The following is a 17,147-nucleotide window of genomic DNA, read 5'->3' on the forward strand; positions in this document are numbered from 1 at the left end:
CTCTAGCGGAACGTCACCGCCACGGTGCCCAGCTCGCCGAAGTCCGCCACCACGTGGCCGCCCGCCTGGATCGGGCACGGCGGGGTCGCCGTTCCCGTCGTCACGACGTCGCCCGGGCGCAGTGCGAGGCCGTGGCGGGGCAGCTCCATCGCCAGCCAGTGCAGTGCCAGCCTCGGATCGCCCAGCACCAGGCTGCCGCTGCCGCGGGAGAACTCCTCGCCGCCGGTGTGCAGGACCACCGGGCGGCGGGGCAGGTCGAGGTCGCGCCAGCCCGGCACCGGGCGGCCCTCGACGAACCGGCCCGCGCACGCCGCGTCGGCCAGCAGCTGCGGGCCGCCCGCGTGGCGGTGGTCGGTGTAGCGGCTGTCCGGCAGCTCGATCGCCAGGAACATCGTGTCGACCGCGTCGAGCACCGCGGCCAGCGACGGCGACAGCCCCGGGTCGGCCTTGAGCCGGAAGGCGAACTCCGGTTCGGCGACGCCCATGGTCATCGTGTCCGCCGGGACCGGCGCCCCCTCGACGTGGCGGAACCGCTCGAACATCGCGCCCGGCAGCGGCCCTGGCACGCCGAGGTACTGCCGGGCGTACACGGTCGTCGCGGCGATCTTCCAGCCGGACACCGGTCCGGCCAGCTCGGCGAGCGCCACCTGCGCCGCCATGCCCTCGGCGAGGTCGCACGGGCGGGCGTCGTCCGGCAGGCCCTCCAGCCGCTTGCCGGTCAGCCACGCGTCCCAGATGAGCTCCGCCGCCCGCTCTCGCTTCACGCCCGCGATCTTGCCAACCGGAACACCGGGTGTCGATCGGCTTCCGCCGCGAACGCATCGGGCGGGCCGGCCGGCTTCGCGTCGAAGAACGGCGCCGTCACCGGGATCCTGCGGACGTACGCGCGCAGCACCGGGCCCGCCGCGGCGGCGTCGGCCTCCTCGACCTCCCACGTTTCGCGCCGGCGGCCGCGCCGCAGCCGGGCGGTCGGGTGGGCGCGCAGGTTGTGCACCCAGCCGACCGGCCCGTAAGGCGCCACGAGCCAGCGTTCGCCACCCGCTTCGATGACGTTCACCGGCGTGGTCCGGTCCTCGCCGCTCTTGCGCCCCCGCGTGGTCAGCAGGAACCCGGTGCCGCCCGCGGCCGGGATCCCGCGCTCCAGCAACACCTTCACGACGACGTTCGCGACCTTCCGCGTCACGCCCATCCGGTACTTCCGCGCCATCACGGCTGCATAGCGTAAACCCCCGACAGCTCCCGCACCCGCGCCCAGACGTTCTCGAACCGCGCCGCGTCGACCACCGGCTTGCGCAGCGCGGCCAGTGCGATCGCCTGCTGGGCGTCGGTCGAGCTCGCCTTGCCGTTGAGGTCCACCGCCGCGACGCTGAAGTCCTGCACCAGCACCGCGAAGATCTGGTCGGTGACCTCGTCGTCCAGTCCGGTGATGCGGGCCTGCTCCAGGACGAGCTGGCCGTACACGACCAGCGTGAACAGCTCGGTGAGCGCGAGCCCGAAGTCGAGGTCGGCCTGCTGCGCCTCGTCCGGCGTCGCCTCGGTGAGCAGCTTGACCAGGTAGCCGGCCTGCTCGGTGAACAGCGCGACGTTGGGGATGTGCGCGGCTTCGGCGTAGGCGGTCTTCCAGTCGTGGAACCGGACCTTCGACAGGCCGCGCGCCGGGCCCTGGCGGAAGAGGAACTCGTCGTCCGCGGCGTCGGTGCGGGTGCCTACCGGCGCGTACTCCTGCGGCGCGAACAGGTAGTTCGGCATGAACTTGGCGATCAGCGCCAGGTTCACGGCCACCGTGCCCTCGAGCTTCGGGAGGCCGTCGATGTCGTTCTTGGACATCGCCAGGTAGGTGTCGGCCTCGAAGCCCTTGGCCGCGACGACGTCGGCGACCAGGCCGATCACCTTCTGCGCCTCGGTCGTCACCTTCATCTTGGTGATCGGGTTGAACAGCAGGTAGCGGCGGTCGTCGGGGTTCGCGCTGCGGAAGTAGTCGACGGCGCGGTCGGAGAACAGCTTCATCGCGGTCAGCCGCGCATACGCCTCGACGAACTCGCGCCGGACGTGCGGGAAGTCCGTCACCGGCTTGCCGTACAGGACGCGGTTGTGCGCGTGCGTGATGGCTTCGTACAGCGAGTGCGTCGCCATGCCGATGCCGCCGAAGCAGAGGTTGAACTTGCCGATGTTCACGGTGTTCAGCGCGGCGCTGAAGGCTTCGGCGCCGACGTGCAGGATGTCCTCGGCGCGCACCGGGTAGTCCTCGAGCCGGAACTCGGCGACGTACATCTGCGACGGCACGACGTTCTTCACGACGTGGTAGTTCGGGTGCTCGGAGTCGGCGTAGAAGAAGACGTACTGGTCCGGGCCATCGACGCCGTCGATGCGGCCGAAGACCGACACGGTGCGCGCGCAGTTGCCGTTGCCGATGTAGTACTTGGAGCCGGTCGCGCGGTAGCCGTCGCCGTCGCGCGTGAGCACCATGTCGGACGAGTAGATGTCGGCGCCGTGGTCCTTTTCGGACAATCCGAAGGCGCCGACGCCGCCGGCGTCGAGGGCCGCCGCCGCGCGCTCGCGTGCGGCTTCGTTGGCGCTCTGCCAGACCGGGCCGAGGCCGAGGATGGTGACCTGCCACGGGTACCAGTAGTTGAGGCCGTAGAACCCGAGGATCTCCGACAGCGCGGCGACGCGGCTGGTGTCCCAGCGCTTGTCCGGGTTGCCGCCGGCGTTCGCCGAGGGGGTCAGGAAGGTCGAGAACAGGCCTTCCTTGCCCGCGAACTCGATGAAGTCCGCGTAGAAGGTGCGGTTGTGGTAGTCCTCGGTCAGCTTCGCCTTGCCGCGCTGCTCGAACCAGTCGATGGTGGCGCGCAGCAGGCGCCGCGTCTCGGCGTCGAAGTGCGCCGGGTCGTACTCGCGCGGGTTCAGCAGCATGGTCGTCCTCCTTGATTACCGACCGGTAACTTAGCAAGCGCCGCCGAGTGCGGGCAATCTCACTGGGGGTAGGTCACTCTTGTTCGCTACACTGATCTTGCGGGCCGCTCAGTTCTGCCTCGGCCCGCTGCTGTTGTCGACTACCACGCGCCGCGGCCGTTGACCGGTCTGCGCCGGGCAGGACAACCCTTCTCAGGTTATGGAGACCAGGGCACTAGCGTGCCCGTACGACTTATGAGCACTTTCGCTGAACTCGGCTTGCCGACCCCGCTCGTGGCCGCGCTGGCCACCCAGGGCGTCACCGAGCCGTTCCCCATCCAGGCGGCGACCCTGCCGCACACCCTCGCCGGGCGTGACGTCCTCGGCCGTGGCCGCACCGGCTCCGGCAAGACGTACGGCTTCGTGCTGCCCGTGCTGGCCCGCCTCGCCGCGGGCCCGACGCGGCGGCGGCCCGGCCGTCCCCGCGCGCTGATCCTGGCGCCGACGCGCGAGCTCGCGACGCAGATCGAGGCCTCGATCCTGCCACTGGCCCGGCCGCTGGGCCTCAAGGCGACCACCATCTTCGGCGGCGTCAGCGCGAACCCGCAGATCACGCGGCTGCGTGACGGCGTCGACATCGTCGTCGCCTGCCCCGGCCGGCTCGCCGACCACATGCGCTCCGGGCACGTGAAGCTCGACGCCGTCGAGATCACGGTGCTCGACGAGGCCGACCACATGGCCGACCTGGGCTTCCTGCCCGAGGTCCGGCGGATCATGGACGCCACGCCCGAGCGCGGCCAGCGGCTGCTGTTCTCGGCGACCCTGGACAACGGCGTCGACGTGCTGGTCAAGCGCTTCATGAACGACCCGGTCACGCACAGCGTCGACTCGGCGCAGTCGCCGGTGTCGACGATGGAGCACCACGTCCTGCACCTCGAGGAGACCCACCGGCTGCCGGTGCTGGTCGACCTGACCGCGGCGCCCGGGCGCACGCTGGTGTTCACCCGGACGAAGAGCCGCGCGAAGGCGCTCACGCGCAAGCTGAACGCGTCCGGCGTCCCGGCGGTGGAACTGCACGGCAACCTGGGCCAGAACGCGCGCACGCGCAACCTCGAGGCGTTCTCTTCCGGTACCGCGAAGACGCTGGTGGCGACGGACATCGCCGCGCGCGGCATCCACGTCGACGACGTCCGGCTGGTGATCCACGCGGACCCGCCGGTGGAGCACAAGGCGTACCTGCACCGCTCGGGCCGCACGGCGCGCGCCGGGGCGTCGGGCACGGTGGTCACGTTGATGACGGACGCGCAGGTCCGCGACGTGCGGGACCTCACCCGCAAGGCGGGCATCAAGCCGACGACGACCCAGCTCGGGCCGGGCCACCCGCTGCTGGCGGAGCTGGCGCCCGGGGAGCGGACGTTCACGAAGGCGCCGGCGGTCGACAACCGGCCGAAGAAGGTTTCCGCCACGGGCGAGGCACCGGGTGGTGGCCGCGGCCGGCGCGGCGGGGCGCCGAAGGAGAACCGCGGTGGTCAGCGGGCGCGGGCGACCGGGCAGGCTCGGCGTGAGGAGCAGCCCCGGGCGGAGCGGCACGGGGCTGGTGCTGCTTCGGGCGGGGAGCGGCGTGGGGGTTCGCGGCGGTCGGGTGCCTCGGCGGCTGGGCACCGGCGATCGGGTTCCGGTTCTGGTGCTGCGGCATCGGGTGGCGGCGGTCGGTCGGGTGCTGCTTCGGGGAACCGGCGCGGCGGGGCTGCGGCTTTCTCGGCCGGTACGCGTGCCGGGGGACGTCGGAGCGGCCGCTGAGCCCTGGCTGGCGGGTCGGTTTTCCCACCACCCCGAAGCCCGATCGTGACTACGGCCCGCCGCACCGGGTCAAGGCGGGAAAGCGTGCCTTGACCCGGTGCGGCGGGCGTCTTGTCCGGGCCGTGAGTCGCCTCAAGCACGGCCAACGGGAGCCGGGTGGGTCAGGAGGCGGCCTGTTCGGGTCTCTGCCGTGGCGATCGCGTTCAGGCCTTGCCACTCCTGAGTCACCAAGTACAGGGTGTCCTCGCTCAGCGCGCACGCGAAACATCCGCGGTCCAACGTCAGGCGGTCCAGGACTTCGCCCCCTTCCTTGACCCGGGTGCACGACTTGTGCGGGACGTCGGCCACCCAGACCGCGCCCGACGCGTCCAGTGCGATGCCGTCCGGGTTTCCGTCGCCCAGGGCGGCCCAGACCCGGCGGTTCGTCAGGCTGCCGTCCGGGTGCACCGAGAAGGCCGTGAGGCAGTTCGCGTACGACTCCGCCACGATCAGCGTCCGCCCGTCCGGGGTCAGCGCCATGCCGTTGCCGAACGCGATGTCCGCCGCCACCTGGCGCACCTCGCCGGACGGGGACACGTGCAAGATCACCCCCGGCCGGTAGTCCTCCCCCGCCATCAGGTCGAAGCCGCCGCCGTTGACGTAGCACCCGCCGTCGGGGGTGGTCACTATTTCGTTCAGGCCGGTCCGGCCGAGGTTCGCGTGGGTGACCAGCGAGCCGTCTTCCAGCAGCCGCAGGAGCAGGCCGTCCGACGACGACACGATCAGCGGCCGCCCGCCGGCGAAGTCGAAGCACATCGGCATCGTCGGGAAGCCCGCGCGGAACACCACCTCCCGCTCCCCCGACGGTGAGACCGCGACGATCTCGTGGGACAGCCAGTCGGCGAACCACAGCCTGCCCTCGTGCCAGCGCGGGGACTCACCGAACGCGAAGCCCTCGAGCAGCACCGCGGTCATCGCCACACCCCCACGATCGCCGCCACCACGACGATCTTCACCAGCCAGTCGCCCGCGTGCAGCGCCGCCAGGCGGACCGGGACCCGCTCGTGCAGCACCGAGCCCGCGAGGATCACCAGCGGGAAGCCCGCCCACACCGGCAGCGCCAGGCCCAGAGCACCCGGCACGCCACGCACCCCGGCCGCCGTCGCCAATACCGCGAACGCCGCCACCAGGACCAGCGTCCGGCCGAACTCCGCGCCCATCCGCCAGACGGCCGGGCGGGCCTCGGCGCCCGCCGGGCTGAGCCGGGCCCAGACCTTCCCGAACGCCGTGTACCAGACCGAGCTCACCACGAACGCCGCCACCGATGCCGTCAACACCGCGATAACCATCGCCTGCTCCTTCGCCGGAGAACCACTTGCGATGGGGACGTCGAGGCCGCGGCCCCGGCTTCGACACCCGGGCGGAAGAATTTTTACAGCGACGAAGTGAGCCCGCGCGCCCGCAGCACCGCGCGCTCCAGCGGGCGGAACACCAGCAGCTCGATCCCCACGCCGACCAGCAGGATCAGGAAGATCGCCGCGATCACCGTCTCCATGCTGTTGAACGACGAGCCCTGGTTCAGGTACGCCCCCAGGCCGATGCCGAGCTGCGGGGACAGCGCGATCAGCTCCGCCGCCATCAACGAGCGCCACGAGAACGCCCAGCCCTGCTTCAGCCCGGCGAGGAAGCCCGGCAGCGCCGCCGGCAGCAGGATGTGGCGGGCCGACGACAGCCGGTTCGCGCCCATCACCTGGCCGACGCGCGGGAGGATCGGCGGGATCTGGTCGATGCCGGAGACCAGGCCGTTCGCGATCGACGGGACCGAGCCCAGCAGCACCACGAAGTAGATCGCCGCGTCGTTGATCCCGAACCACAGGATCGCCGCCGGCACCCACGCCACCGACGGGAGGCTCTGCAGGCCCGTCAGCAGCGGGCCGATCGCCGCTCGCACCACGCGGACCTTCGCCACGACCAGGCCGAGCGGGGTGCCGATGAGGACGCCGGCGAGGAAGCCGAGCGCGGCGCGGTGCACCGACGTCCAGACGAAGCCGAACACCTTGCCGTCGACGACGATGCCCCAGAACTCGTCCCACACCGAAACCGGCGCCGGCAGCTGCGACTCCGGCCAGAAGGCCGCGGCCCAGAGCAGCTGCCAGACGACGACCAGCACGACGAGCGCGCCCACCGGCGGCAGGAAACCCCAGGCGAACCGCTTCCAGAAGCCGGGACGGCGTTCGCCCACCGGGGCGTCGAGCGAATCCAGTCCGGCGCCGACCGCGTCCAGGTCGGGCTCCGCGGACCGGTCAAGCTGCGGCATGGGTGCTGATCACCTCGCGCAGGTGCCCGGTGATCTCCTCGGTCAGCTCCTCGGCGTCGGCCAGCGGCACGTCCGTCCACTCGCGCACGACCCGGCCGGGCCGCGACGAGAGCAGCACCACGCGCCGGCCGAGCCGCACGGCTTCGCGCACGTCGTGGGTCACGAACAGCACGGACGTGCCCGTGCTGCGGTAGACGCGCAGCAGCTCGCCCTGCAGGACGTCGCGGGTGATGGCGTCGAGCGCGGCGAACGGCTCGTCCATCAGCAGCAGCGACTGCTCCGGGTCGCCGCCGACGCGCAGCGTCGCGGCCAGGGCGCGAGCCAGCGCGACGCGCTGCCGCATCCCGCCGGACAGCTCGTGCGGCCGCTTCGCGCCCGCGCCGTTCAGCCGGACCAGTTCCAGCAGCTCGGCGGCCTTTTCGCGGCGCTCCACCCGGCCGAAGCCGGCCAGCCGCAGCGGCAGCTCGACGTTGCGGGCCGCGGTCAGCCACGGCATCAGCGCGGCCTCCTGGAACATCACCGCCGGGCGGGAGGTGTTCAGCGTGATCTCGCCCGCCGACGGCGCGTCCAGCCCGGCGACCAGGTTCAGCAGCGTGCTCTTGCCGCACCCGGACGCGCCGAGCAGGCAGACGAACTCGCCGGGCGCGACGGTGAGGTCCACGCCGTCGAGCGCGACGACCGCGCGGCCGGCGGTGCCGAACGTCTTGCGCACGCCGTCGAGACGCACCGCTGCCGTGCCGGTGAAGTTGCTGCGGCCGGTCGGGAGGGTCGTGGTCATCGCTGAGCGCCTCTCACTTGGTCAGTTCGGGAGCGTCGACGGCGGGCAGGTTCTTGGCCTTCAGCACTTCGTTCAGCGGGCCGAAGTCCGCGAAGCCCTTCAGCGCGACCGCCGACTTCACCACGCCCGCCGTCACCGAGTCCTGCGCGAGCTGGGGGAATTCGGCGGCGATGGGATCGGTGGTGAGCTCGATGCCGGAGAAGGCGCGGTCCAGGACCGCTGCGCTCAGGGTACTGCCGGCCAGCTCCTTGAGCGCACCGTTGACCACGGTCTTCGCCTCCGCCGGGTTGGTCTTGGCCCAGTCGATGGCGGCGAGCTCACCCTTGAGCAGCGCGCGGACGGTGTCCGGGTGCTGCTGCAGGAACTCGCTGCGCACGATGGCGACGGTGGTCGGGAAGCGGCCGCCGGGCCAGAGCGTCTTCTCGTCGACCAGGACCTTCGCGCCGGCGTCGAGGACCAGCCGGGACGCCCACGGCTCGGGCAGCCAGCCGCCGTCGACCTCGCCCTTCTTGAAGGCGTCGAGCGTCTTCGGGTTGTCCAGGTTGGTGATCTTGACCTGGTCGGTCAGCTGCTTGCCGGCGAGGAACTTCTTGAGCGCGACGTCCTGGGTGTTGGCCAGCTGCGGCGTGGCGATGTTCTTGCCCTTGAGGCCCTCGACACCGGTGATGTCCGGTTTGACGACCAGCTGCGCGCCCCCGGAGACGGCGCCGGAGATCAGCTGGATGGCCCCCTTGGACTTGGTGAAGGCGTTGATGGCCGGGCCGGAGCCGATGAAGGCGACGTCGAGGGAGCCGCCGAGCAGGGCATTGACCTCTTCGGGGCCGGCGTTGAAGGTCTGGGTGGTGAGCTTGGTCGAGCCGAGCTCGTTCTTGAAGAAGTCCTTCTTGACGCCGATCAGGGCGGGCGCGTGCGTGACGTTCGGGAAGAACCCGAGGCGAACCTCCCCGGCGGCGCCCTGGTCGGCAGCGGGCGCGGTGGTGCTGTCGGCGCGCGAACAGCCGGTGAGCGCGCCCAAGGCGGTCAGGGCGGCCAGCGCCGTGGCCAGGGTTCTCCGGGAGGTGCGCACGTCGGCATCGCCTTTCGTCGGTGTGTCGGGGCGAGGTTCGCACGGTCACCCACTCAGGCGCATAGCCATCCGCATCCCGGGAATCCCGGTGAGATTTCTTGACATCGGCGCCCGCGGCACTTAGGGCCCCAGAGAAAGTCGCGCCGGCGGGCAACCGCTCGCGTCACCCGGACGTGGTACAGGGTGGACCACGGATTCGGGAGGAAGACATGACGAGCAGGGGCCAGGGAGCCGCCGGCGTCCGCGTGGCGCTGGTCGTGTTGTTCATCGGGCTGGGCCAGGCGTCGTTCGAGTGGCTCAGGTCACTGGGGATGGACGCGCTGACGAGCGCCGTCGTCGGGGCGATCCCGGTCATCACCGGGGCGGCGGTGGCGCTGGTGCTGTGGGTGGCGTCGGACCGGGCGTTCCAGCTGCGCAACTGGCTGCCGGTGGCGGTGTCGATCCCGGTGTACCTGGGCGGCGCGTTCGGCCTGGCGACGGGGACGGCGAGTTTGGTGGCGTCGATCGTGAGCGGGGTCGGGCTGGGGATCGCGGCGGTGGTGATCGCGGGACTGATCCGGTCGAGGCGGCGGGTTGAGGCTGGTCAGTAGGGGTTTTGGTGGGTTGTCCACAGGTTGAGGGGGGTGTGGACAACTTGGGCTTGGAGTGGGGTTTTCGGGCTTTTTGTCGGTGGGGGCCGGTAGGCTGGAGCTGGGCACGCCCCCTGGGAGTGGCGGGGCTGCTTGAGGGCGGGGCTGCTTGAGGGCAGGGCTGCTTGAGGGCAGGGCTGCTTGAGGGCAGGGCTGCTTGAGGGCAGGGCTGCTTGAGGGCAGGGCTGCTTGAGGGCGGGGTTCCGGCAAAGTCGGAGTGCCCCTTTCAGCTACCGCACCCGGCCCGAACGGCACGCTGACGGCCAGACCCGCACCCCACCCAGACCTCCCCACCGCCCCGATCCGAAGCCCCCACACGGCCGGTGGTGCCGGGTCAAGGCACGCTTTCCCGCCTTGACGCGGTACCACCGGCCGTAGTGACAATCAGACTTCGGGGTGGTGGGCACCGCGACACCCCCTGGCATCCACCCAGGCCGACGGCAACCCCAAAGCGTAGGTCGACCAGCAGACCCGCCTCCACCACGGAACACCAACCGACTTGCCGGAACCCTGCCAGGGAAAGGCGCCCCGCAGCTCAGCGGCGCAGCAGAAGTGACACGTCGCCGAACTCGTGCCACAAGTACCTCTCCTCCACCGCCGCCTCGTAGGCCTTCTGGACCACCTCGGCCCCGGCCACCGACTCCAGGAGCAGCAGGTGCGATGCCTCCGGGGCGTGCAGCCCCGTGACGATCCCGTCCACCACCCGCGCCGGGCGGTCCGGGCCCAGAACCAGCTCCGTCCAGCCCTCCGCCGCGCGCACCTCGGCGTCCGAAGAGCCCGAAGCGCCCGAAGCGCCTGAGGAACCCGAGGCCTCCAAAGCCGCCGACTCCAGCGCCCGCGCCGCCGTCGTGCCCACCGCTATCACGCGGCCTCCGCGCTCCCGGACCCACGACACCAGCGCCGCCGTCGTCGGGGGTACCCGGTACCTCTCCGCCTGCGGCGGCTCTGCCGCCTCCGGTGACGACACCCCCGTGTGCAGCAGCACCGGCGCGAACAACACCCCCTCCGTCACCAGCCTCGTCACCAGCTCCGGGGTGAACGGCCGGGCCGCCGAGGGCATCTCCGCGCTGCCCGGCTCGCGGGCGAACACCGTCTGGTAGTCCGACAGCGGCCACGCCTCCGGGACGTACCCGTAGCGGATCGGCCGGCCGGCGGACCCCAGCAACGACAGCACGTCCACCGACGACACCACCCGCCACAGCCGCGCCGCTCCCGGCACCGCCTGGGCCAGCAGCGTCAGCGACGCGCCTCCGGCCAGCTCGAGGCACTCGCCCGGGCGACCGTCGAGGAGAGGGCCGCCCGGGGCGCGCAGCTCGATGATCCACGCGCCGTCGTCGAGGGCCGTGGCGAAATGGACCACGATCGGGCGACCCTCTCGGCGGGCGTCGACCGCCGCCGGGAGGGTTCCGGACGTGTTGACCACCAGGACGTCTCCCGGGCGCAAATGACCACCGAGTGCCGTGAACGCCGTGTGGTGGACGCCCGACGGGGACGCCACCAGCAGGCGGACCTCGTCGCGGCTCAGGCCGCGGGCCTCCGGCGGGACCGATGCCGACAGCGCCTCCGGCAGGTCGAACCGGACGCTCATGCCGTCACCAGCAGATCCGCCGCGCGGTAGCGGCCACTGGGCGGGCGCTCGTCCAGCAGCCTCAGGAACGCCGGGACCACGGAGTCAGGCAGCGGCCGGTCCGAGATGTCCTCGCCCGGGAACGCGCGCTGGTGCATCGCCGTGCGCAGGTCGCCCGGGTCGACCGCGTACACCGGCATGTCCGGGTGTTCCACGCCCAGGACGGCGGTCAGCTGATCGAGGGCCGCCTTCGACGAGCCGTAGCCGCCCCAGCCCTCGTACGCCTCCACCGCCGCGTCGGAACTGACGTTGATCACGACCGCGGGCTTCAGGAGCTGCGTCAGGGCGAGCGGCGCGAACACGTTGACGCGGTAAACCTCTTCCAACGCCGCCAAGGGATAACGCGCCAGCGGCGGCAGCGGGCTGACGCCGAGCGCACTGGCGTTGTTGACGAGCAGGTCGGGCGAAGGACAGGCGTCGGCGAGCGCGGCGCGGTGGGCCGGGTCGGCGACGTCGCCGGGGACGGCCGTGAAGCCGGTTTCCCGGGCGGCGGCCGACAGCGCGGCCGCGTCGCGGGCGTCGCCGATCACCGTCCACTTGCGACGGACGAGGGCGGCCGCGAGCGCGCGGCCGAGGCCGGCCGAGGCGCCGGTGACGAGTGCGGTGGGCATGGTTCCTCCTTCGAGGGCTACCACACCATCGTTAAACCTCTACATTACTTGAGGTCAACGCGGCCGCGGAGCAGGAAGTACGCTGCCAGCGAAACGACCAGCCCGACGTAGTAGGCGAGATCCGCACCGTGCAGCGCCGCCGCGACCGGTCCGGTGTAGAGGGACGTGTTCATGAACGGCACCGCCGCGCCGAACCCCACGACGAAGGCCACCACCGCCGCCCACGGGCGCACGGAGACCGACGCCAGGACGTCCACCTCCCGGCCGCCGCGGGTGCGGGCGAGCCAGTCCGGGACCACCACGCCGAGGAACGGCGGGATCCAGTAGGAGACGAACAGCAGCACGTTCTCGAACTTCGCCGAGAAGTCGCCGCTGTGCATCCAGAGGATCAGCGCGAACGCCAGCACCGTGACGACCACCGCCGACACCGGGCGCCGCAGCCGGATGCCGACCGTCTGCAGCGCGAGCGAGCCGCTGTAGTCGTTCATCGCGTTCGACGACACCGCCGCCAGCGCGATCACGGCCAGCGCCAGCGCCCCCAGGAACCCGCCGCCGAGCAGGCGGGCGACGCCCGCCGCCGTCTGGTCGCCCAGTGACGACCCCAGCGCGAGGCCGAGGCCCTCGCCGATCGCGTAGGAGACGACGAGGCCGAGCAGCGTCGCCCAGAAGATCGCCCGCGCGGAGGAAGCAACCGGCAGGTACCGGCTGAAGTCCGACGCGTAGGGCGCCCAGGAGATCGCCAGCGACAGCGTGATCGTCGTGAACAGGACGACGCCGCCGGCCAGGTCGGCGCCCGACGCGGTGTCGGCGACGGCGATCGGGTGTCCGGAAAGGACCTTCACCGCGAGCGCGGCGAACGCCAGCACCAGCAGCACGCTCATCACCGCCTGCACGCGGTGGATCAGCGCGTAGCCGAACACGCCGAGCGCGCACTGCAGCACCAGCACGATCAGCACCGCCGCCCAGAACGGCAGCCCGGTCAGCTCGGCCAGCGCCTCGCCGCCGAACAGGCCGACCAGCGCGTCCCAGGCGATCGAGCCGAGCCACTGCACCAGGCCGGGCAGCACGACGCCGCCGCCGAACGGCAGCCGGGCCAGCGGCAACTGGCCGGTGCCGGTGCGCGGGCCCCACGTCGACAGGTACGCCACCGGCAGCGAGCCGAGCACGGTGCCGGCGAGCATCGCGGCCAGGCCCGTCCAGAAGCCGAGGCCGAGCGTCGCCGCGAGGGTGCCGGTGAACACCGCCGTCATCGTCAGGTTCGGCGCGAACCACACGCTGAACAGCCGCCACGGGCGGCCGAACCGGTTGCCCGGGGGCACCGGCGCGATGCCGTGGGTTTCGATCGCCAGGTCGCGCCCGCCGGCCGGCATCCGCCCGCCGAAGACCTCGGCGCCCAGACCGCGTCCGCTCATGTCCTGCCTCCTGTCCCGATCACCCTAAAGCGCAGCCGCGTGGTGTAACGCGACGGCCCGAACGGACGAATCACGGTTAGCCGTTGCCGGACTGCTTCACCCAACCGCCAGGACCCACCGGGAGGGTCGCGAAGTGCAGCACTCGCGGACGTCGGCGATGACCGCCCTGCTGGCCGCCGGGTGCGGGCTCGGCGTGGTCGCGCTGACGCTCAAAGCCGGCGAAGGCACCCACTCCGCCCTCGACACCGCGCTCAGCACCACCACCGGGTTCCTCTTCCTGCTCGCGGGCGCGGTCGCGCACGTGCGGCGCCCGGCCAATCCGATCGGGGTCCTCATCGCCCTGGCCGGCGTCGCCCTGTTCCTCGAGGACCTGCAGTTCACGCACAACCGGGTGCTGTACACGATCGCCGTGCCGCTGCGCGCCGCGTCCAGCCCGGTGATCGCGCACCTGGTGCTCGCCTTCCCGCACGGCAGGCTCCGCTCGCGGTGGGAGCGGCTGCTGGTGGCCGCGGCGTACGTCGTGGTGCTCGGCATCGGCGTGGTCGGCCTGCTGACCGACGACGACCCGCGCGACCTGCTGGCCGTGGCGGCCGACTCGCAGGCCGGTCCCGTGGTCGGCCGCGCTCTCGGGCTCGCCGCGACGGCGATCAGCGCGGGCGTGGTCGTCGTGCTGCTCTACCGGTGGCTGACCGGACGGTTGCCGCAGCGGCGGCTGCTGTCGCCGGTGGTGGTCATCGCGCTGGCCGGGGCCGTGACGTCGGGGGCGGGCACCGCGCTCGGCGACGGGCACCCGCTGTCCGAGCCGCTGCTGATGGCCTACCGGATCCTGTTCTGCCTGTGGCCGCTGGCGTTCCTGGCCGGGGTGATGCGGGCCAGGGTCGGCAACGCCGAGATGATCCGGCTGCTGCTGGAGCGCGACGGCACCGGGCTGGCCGCGCTCGTGCAGGACGACGAGGTGTGGAAGGACAGCCGGTCGATCGACGCGCTCAACGCGGCCGCCGGGCTGGTGCTGGACAACCAGCGGCTCACCGCCGAGCTGGAGCAGCGGCTGGCCGAGGTGCGCGCGTCGCGGGCGCGGCTGGTCGCGGCCGGCGACGAGGAGCGCCGACGGCTCGAGCGCGACCTGCACGACGGCGCCCAGCAGCGGCTGGTCAGCGTCGTTCTGCTGCTGCGGATGGCCGCCCGCCGCTCCGGCACCGACCTGCCGCCGGAGCTCCGCGCCCTGCTCACCGGCGCGGTCGACGAGCTGCAGACGGCGATCACCGAGCTGCGGGAGCTGGCCCGCGGCATCCGCCCGGCGATCCTCACCGAGGCGGGCCTGGTGGCGGCGGTCCGGTCGCTGGCCGACCGGATCCCGATGGAGGTGGCGCTGGCGGTCGGCACGGTTCCCCGCCTCGACGCGGCGGTGGAGGCGACGGCGTACTTCGTGACGTCGGAAGCGCTGACCAACGCGCTGAAGCACGCCCGGACCGACCGCGCCGACGTGCGGATCGAGGTGGCGGGGGCGGCGCTGCGGGTCGAGGTGACGGACGCGGGCGTCGGCGGCGCGGACGCCGAAGGCGGGACGGGGCTGGCCGGGCTGCGCGACCGCGTGCAGGCGTTGGGCGGGGAGCTCGACGTCACCAGCGGCCCCGGGGGCACCACGGTCACCGCAGTCATCCCCCTCGATGCCGAAACCGCCGAAACCGCCGGAAACGCCGGAAACGCCGGAAAGCCGTGAAGGCCCCCTCGGAACGTCCGAGGGGGCCTTCACGTGCTTCTTGCCTAGACGAGCAGCAGGAACAGCAGGCCGTTCGGCGTACCGAGCCCGGTCACGTCGTCGTAGCCCGGGGTGGTGTGGATGGTCAGGCCCTGGTAGTCCAGCGTGCGGACCGAGCGGAGCAGGCCGTCCGTGGCGTCGACCGAGTTGGCGTAGTCGACGCGGGCCACCGCGGCGTCCACGTGCTTCACGTCGGTGATCGCCGGCGTGCGGGACGTCAGCTTGTAGATCACCGGGTTGATGAAGCCGTGGTGGAAGTGGTCGAAGCTGTCGGCCACCGCCATGATGCCGGCGAACACCGGCGACGCGAGGCTCGTGCCGCCGATCCGGTACTGGTCGTAGTGCGCACCCTCCGGGAAGGTCTGCGTCTGGCCGACCAGGAAGCCGGTGTTCGGGTCGCCGACCGCGGAGATGTCCGGGACGACCCGGCCCTTCTTGTGGCCGGTCTGGTTCTTCGTGGACAGCGCGTCCGGCACGACGCCCTTCTGGTAGAAGGGCTGCTCGAACAGGCGGCTGGTGCCGCCGCCGGAACCGCTGGTGTAGTTGGCCGGGCCGTAGACACCGTTGGTCAGCACCGACTTGCTGGTCTCCCAGCCGGTCTCGAAGATCTTCTTGCCGTCCTTGCCGATGGCGATGGACGTGCCGCCGACCGCGGTGATCCACGGCGCCGAGGCGGAGAAGTCCGGCGACGGCGTGCCGAGGCGCGCGACCTCGTCACCGTTGTCGCCCGAGGAGAAGTACACGCCGATGCCCTCGAGCACCGCCTGCAGCGAGATCTGGTTGAACACCTTGACCTCGTCGGCCGGGATGTCCTCGCCGGTGTCGCCGTAGGAGTTCGACACGATGTCGGCCTTGTGGCCGGCGACGACGTAGTTCAGCGCCACGTCGAGGGCGTTGTCCTCGCAGGACTCGCCGCCGACGTACAGGATGTCCGCGCCCGGCGCGAGCCCGTGGGCGGCCTCGACGTCGAGGGTCTCCTCGCCGTACCAGCCCGCCGCGTCGCACTGGTCCGGCGGCTCGAGGACCGGGTTCGCCGGGAAGACGTGCTGCTTGAACTGGCTCGGCTTCAGCGGGTGCGCCGGGTCGTTCTTCTTGGCGTACGTGCTCGCGTCGGCGTAGATGGTCGGCGAGGCGAACGCGTCCACGATGGCGATCGTGGTGCCCTTGCCGTCGGCGCCCGCCTTATCGATGCCGTAGGCCGACCGCAGCTGCGCCGGGGTGTAGCCACAGGGGGCGTACGGCAGCTGCTTGCCGTTGTAGGCGGGATCGGTGGTGTCGGTCTTCTCGCCGTAGTAGGCGCTGCACGGCGGCGCGTTGCGGAACCCGGGCCCGGGCGCGACGTCCGACGGCGTGCCGGAGCCGGTCGCGTGGTCCGGCTTGAACAGGTTGGTCGCCTGGTCGACACCGACGACGCCGAGCACGTCGCCGGCCAGGCTCGCCGGCACCGACAGGTTCTTGTCGGCGGCGCGCAGCGTCTGGCCCTTGACCCGGTACTTGCCGAGGTCGACGGCGAACGCGTTCTCCGTCTGCGCCGCGGTGCCGGTGGCTTCGACGTAAGCGCGGTTCGACGGGATGTCGCCGATGCTGAAGCCGTTGCCGGTCAGCCACGCCTTGACGGCGTTCACCGTCGCGTCACTGGCCGCGAACCGGTCGCGGACCTGGTCGGGGCTGAGGTACTGCCGGTAGGTGGCGCTGTCCGGGTCGGACACGGCCTGGGCCAGCGCCTCGGCACCGGCGTTGTCGCGCTGGTTCAGGTAAACGCGGAAGCTGAGCTTCGCGGCGGGCGCCGTGTCGGCGACCTTCGCCTGCGCGTTCGCCCACAACGGGTGCGACTGCGGGATGTCCTGACGCCCCTGCGCGGACGCCGTCGCCGGCAGGGTGCCGGTCAGGCCACCCACCACCGCGAGCGAAAGGAGCAGGGTGGAGCTTCTTCGCACAGAAATCTCCCTCTTCGAAAGCGGCCCCCAGAAACGGGCCTTGGAACACCGGCTGAGACTAGATCGGTGTTCCGCCCCGGGGAAGTGCGTGCGGAACCGTTATCTGGCCGGGAATTCGCGAACCGGTGACCGTGGTACGGAAATCCGATTTGTCGCGCGGAAAAAGCGAGGAATGGTATTCGATGCGCGCTAAGTCCGGTTCGTGCCGGTATCGCGGACCACGCGCGCCGGGCGGGCGCCACCTACCAAAGTAGGGTGCTCCGTCCACTCGGGACAGTCCCGTGACATCCGGGGCTCCGCCACCCGGACCCCGGAAGGCAACGGGCGGTGACGGCAGTTC

The 17,147-nt window shown here is 71.8% G+C and carries 15 protein-coding genes; 3 read left to right on the top strand and 12 right to left on the bottom strand.

The features are described 5' to 3' along the window. Positions 1-2: 2 nt before the first annotated feature. Genes ACWEGE_RS24095 through ACWEGE_RS24105 form a run of 3 tightly spaced genes read right to left on the bottom strand, consistent with a single transcriptional unit; the run spans position 3 to position 2,913 of the window. Positions 3-764, bottom strand: a complete 762-nt coding sequence (locus ACWEGE_RS24095; RefSeq protein ID WP_449662686.1) for a 2-keto-4-pentenoate hydratase — start codon at positions 762-764, stop codon at positions 3-5. Further along, positions 761-1,207, bottom strand: coding sequence for a nitroreductase family deazaflavin-dependent oxidoreductase (locus ACWEGE_RS24100; protein WP_449662687.1), 447 nt, complete (start codon positions 1,205-1,207; stop codon positions 761-763). The genes ACWEGE_RS24095 and ACWEGE_RS24100 overlap by 4 nt, the downstream gene beginning before the upstream one ends. Continuing rightward, complete coding sequence (locus tag ACWEGE_RS24105) at positions 1,207-2,913, bottom strand: acyl-CoA dehydrogenase (RefSeq protein WP_449662688.1); 1,707 nt, start codon at positions 2,911-2,913, stop codon at positions 1,207-1,209. Before ACWEGE_RS24105 ends, ACWEGE_RS24100 begins: the two co-directional genes overlap by 1 nt. A 234-nt stretch (positions 2,914-3,147) precedes the next feature. On the opposite strand from ACWEGE_RS24105, the gene ACWEGE_RS24110 reads away from it, so the two are divergent. Next, the gene (locus ACWEGE_RS24110) at positions 3,148-4,692 is read left to right on the top strand and encodes a DEAD/DEAH box helicase (protein WP_449662689.1); all 1,545 of its coding nucleotides are present in this window, start codon (positions 3,148-3,150) and stop codon (positions 4,690-4,692) included. Positions 4,693-4,824: 132 nt separating this feature from the next. Here the strand turns inward: ACWEGE_RS24110 and ACWEGE_RS24115 are convergent, their stop codons facing one another. The 5 genes from ACWEGE_RS24115 to ACWEGE_RS24135 form a co-directional block, all read right to left on the bottom strand. Then, positions 4,825-5,646, bottom strand: coding sequence for an SMP-30/gluconolactonase/LRE family protein (locus ACWEGE_RS24115; RefSeq protein WP_449662690.1), 822 nt, complete (start codon positions 5,644-5,646; stop codon positions 4,825-4,827). After that, positions 5,643-6,020 carry a DUF1761 domain-containing protein gene (locus tag ACWEGE_RS24120; RefSeq protein WP_449662691.1) on the bottom strand — a complete coding sequence of 126 codons (378 nt, stop codon included), beginning with the start codon at positions 6,018-6,020 and terminating at the stop codon, positions 5,643-5,645. The genes ACWEGE_RS24115 and ACWEGE_RS24120 overlap by 4 nt, the downstream gene beginning before the upstream one ends. Positions 6,021-6,103: 83 nt before the next feature. Continuing rightward, a complete protein-coding gene (locus tag ACWEGE_RS24125; RefSeq protein ID WP_449662692.1) occupies positions 6,104-6,988 on the bottom strand; it encodes an ABC transporter permease in 885 nt (294 codons plus the stop codon). Continuing rightward, entirely contained in the window at positions 6,975-7,766 is a 792-nt protein-coding gene (locus tag ACWEGE_RS24130; RefSeq protein WP_449662693.1) for an ABC transporter ATP-binding protein, read from the bottom strand. Before ACWEGE_RS24130 ends, ACWEGE_RS24125 begins: the two co-directional genes overlap by 14 nt. 13 nt (positions 7,767-7,779) lie before the next feature. Continuing rightward, positions 7,780-8,832, bottom strand: coding sequence for an ABC transporter substrate-binding protein (locus tag ACWEGE_RS24135; protein ID WP_449662694.1), 1,053 nt, complete (start codon positions 8,830-8,832; stop codon positions 7,780-7,782). 209 nt (positions 8,833-9,041) lie between these two features. Here ACWEGE_RS24135 and ACWEGE_RS24140 point away from each other — a divergent pair, with 209 nt between their 5' ends. Next, positions 9,042-9,422 (top strand): hypothetical protein, encoded by a 381-nt coding sequence (locus ACWEGE_RS24140; protein WP_449662695.1) that lies wholly within the window; start codon positions 9,042-9,044, stop codon positions 9,420-9,422. A gap of 574 nt (positions 9,423-9,996) precedes the next feature. Here the strand turns inward: ACWEGE_RS24140 and ACWEGE_RS24145 are convergent. The 3 genes from ACWEGE_RS24145 to ACWEGE_RS24155 are packed head-to-tail and all read right to left on the bottom strand — an operon-like array spanning position 9,997 to position 13,111. Further along, a complete protein-coding gene (locus tag ACWEGE_RS24145; protein WP_449662696.1) occupies positions 9,997-11,049 on the bottom strand; it encodes an S-adenosylmethionine:tRNA ribosyltransferase-isomerase in 1,053 nt (350 codons plus the stop codon). Further along, positions 11,046-11,699 (bottom strand): SDR family NAD(P)-dependent oxidoreductase, encoded by a 654-nt coding sequence (locus tag ACWEGE_RS24150; protein ID WP_449662697.1) that lies wholly within the window; start codon positions 11,697-11,699, stop codon positions 11,046-11,048. Before ACWEGE_RS24150 ends, ACWEGE_RS24145 begins: the two co-directional genes overlap by 4 nt. A gap of 44 nt (positions 11,700-11,743) precedes the next feature. After that, on the bottom strand, positions 11,744-13,111 hold the full coding sequence (locus ACWEGE_RS24155) for a purine-cytosine permease family protein (protein ID WP_449662698.1): 1,368 nt from the start codon (positions 13,109-13,111) through the stop codon (positions 11,744-11,746). A gap of 157 nt (positions 13,112-13,268) precedes the next feature. Between ACWEGE_RS24155 and ACWEGE_RS24160 the strand changes: the two genes are divergently transcribed. Then, complete coding sequence (locus ACWEGE_RS24160) at positions 13,269-14,831, top strand: sensor histidine kinase (protein ID WP_449662729.1); 1,563 nt, start codon at positions 13,269-13,271, stop codon at positions 14,829-14,831. Between the two features lie 44 nt (positions 14,832-14,875). Here ACWEGE_RS24160 and ACWEGE_RS24165 read toward each other — a convergent pair whose 3' ends face one another. Continuing rightward, positions 14,876-16,807, bottom strand: coding sequence for a S53 family peptidase (locus ACWEGE_RS24165; protein ID WP_449662699.1), 1,932 nt, complete (start codon positions 16,805-16,807; stop codon positions 14,876-14,878). Positions 16,808-17,147 lie beyond the last annotated feature (340 nt).

The sequence above is a fragment of the Amycolatopsis sp. NPDC004747 genome (assembly GCF_053601335.1).

Bases quoted from the DNA above. Each gene is read 5' to 3' on its own strand.
- ACWEGE_RS24160 (WP_449662729.1), top strand. From the start codon at position 13,269: ATGACCGCCCTGCTGGCCGCCGGGTGCGGGCTCGGCGTGGTCGCGCTG.
- ACWEGE_RS24125 (WP_449662692.1), bottom strand. From the start codon at position 6,988: ATGCCGCAGCTTGACCGGTCCGCGGAGCCCGACCTGGACGCGGTCGGC.
- ACWEGE_RS24100 (WP_449662687.1), bottom strand. From the start codon at position 1,207: ATGGCGCGGAAGTACCGGATGGGCGTGACGCGGAAGGTCGCGAACGTC.
- ACWEGE_RS24145 (WP_449662696.1), bottom strand. From the start codon at position 11,049: ATGAGCGTCCGGTTCGACCTGCCGGAGGCGCTGTCGGCATCGGTCCCG.
- ACWEGE_RS24155 (WP_449662698.1), bottom strand. From the start codon at position 13,111: ATGAGCGGACGCGGTCTGGGCGCCGAGGTCTTCGGCGGGCGGATGCCG.
- ACWEGE_RS24115 (WP_449662690.1), bottom strand. From the start codon at position 5,646: ATGACCGCGGTGCTGCTCGAGGGCTTCGCGTTCGGTGAGTCCCCGCGC.
- ACWEGE_RS24110 (WP_449662689.1), top strand. From the start codon at position 3,148: ATGAGCACTTTCGCTGAACTCGGCTTGCCGACCCCGCTCGTGGCCGCG.
- ACWEGE_RS24120 (WP_449662691.1), bottom strand. From the start codon at position 6,020: ATGGTTATCGCGGTGTTGACGGCATCGGTGGCGGCGTTCGTGGTGAGC.
- ACWEGE_RS24150 (WP_449662697.1), bottom strand. From the start codon at position 11,699: ATGCCCACCGCACTCGTCACCGGCGCCTCGGCCGGCCTCGGCCGCGCG.
- ACWEGE_RS24140 (WP_449662695.1), top strand. From the start codon at position 9,042: ATGACGAGCAGGGGCCAGGGAGCCGCCGGCGTCCGCGTGGCGCTGGTC.
- ACWEGE_RS24105 (WP_449662688.1), bottom strand. From the start codon at position 2,913: ATGCTGCTGAACCCGCGCGAGTACGACCCGGCGCACTTCGACGCCGAG.
- ACWEGE_RS24130 (WP_449662693.1), bottom strand. From the start codon at position 7,766: ATGACCACGACCCTCCCGACCGGCCGCAGCAACTTCACCGGCACGGCA.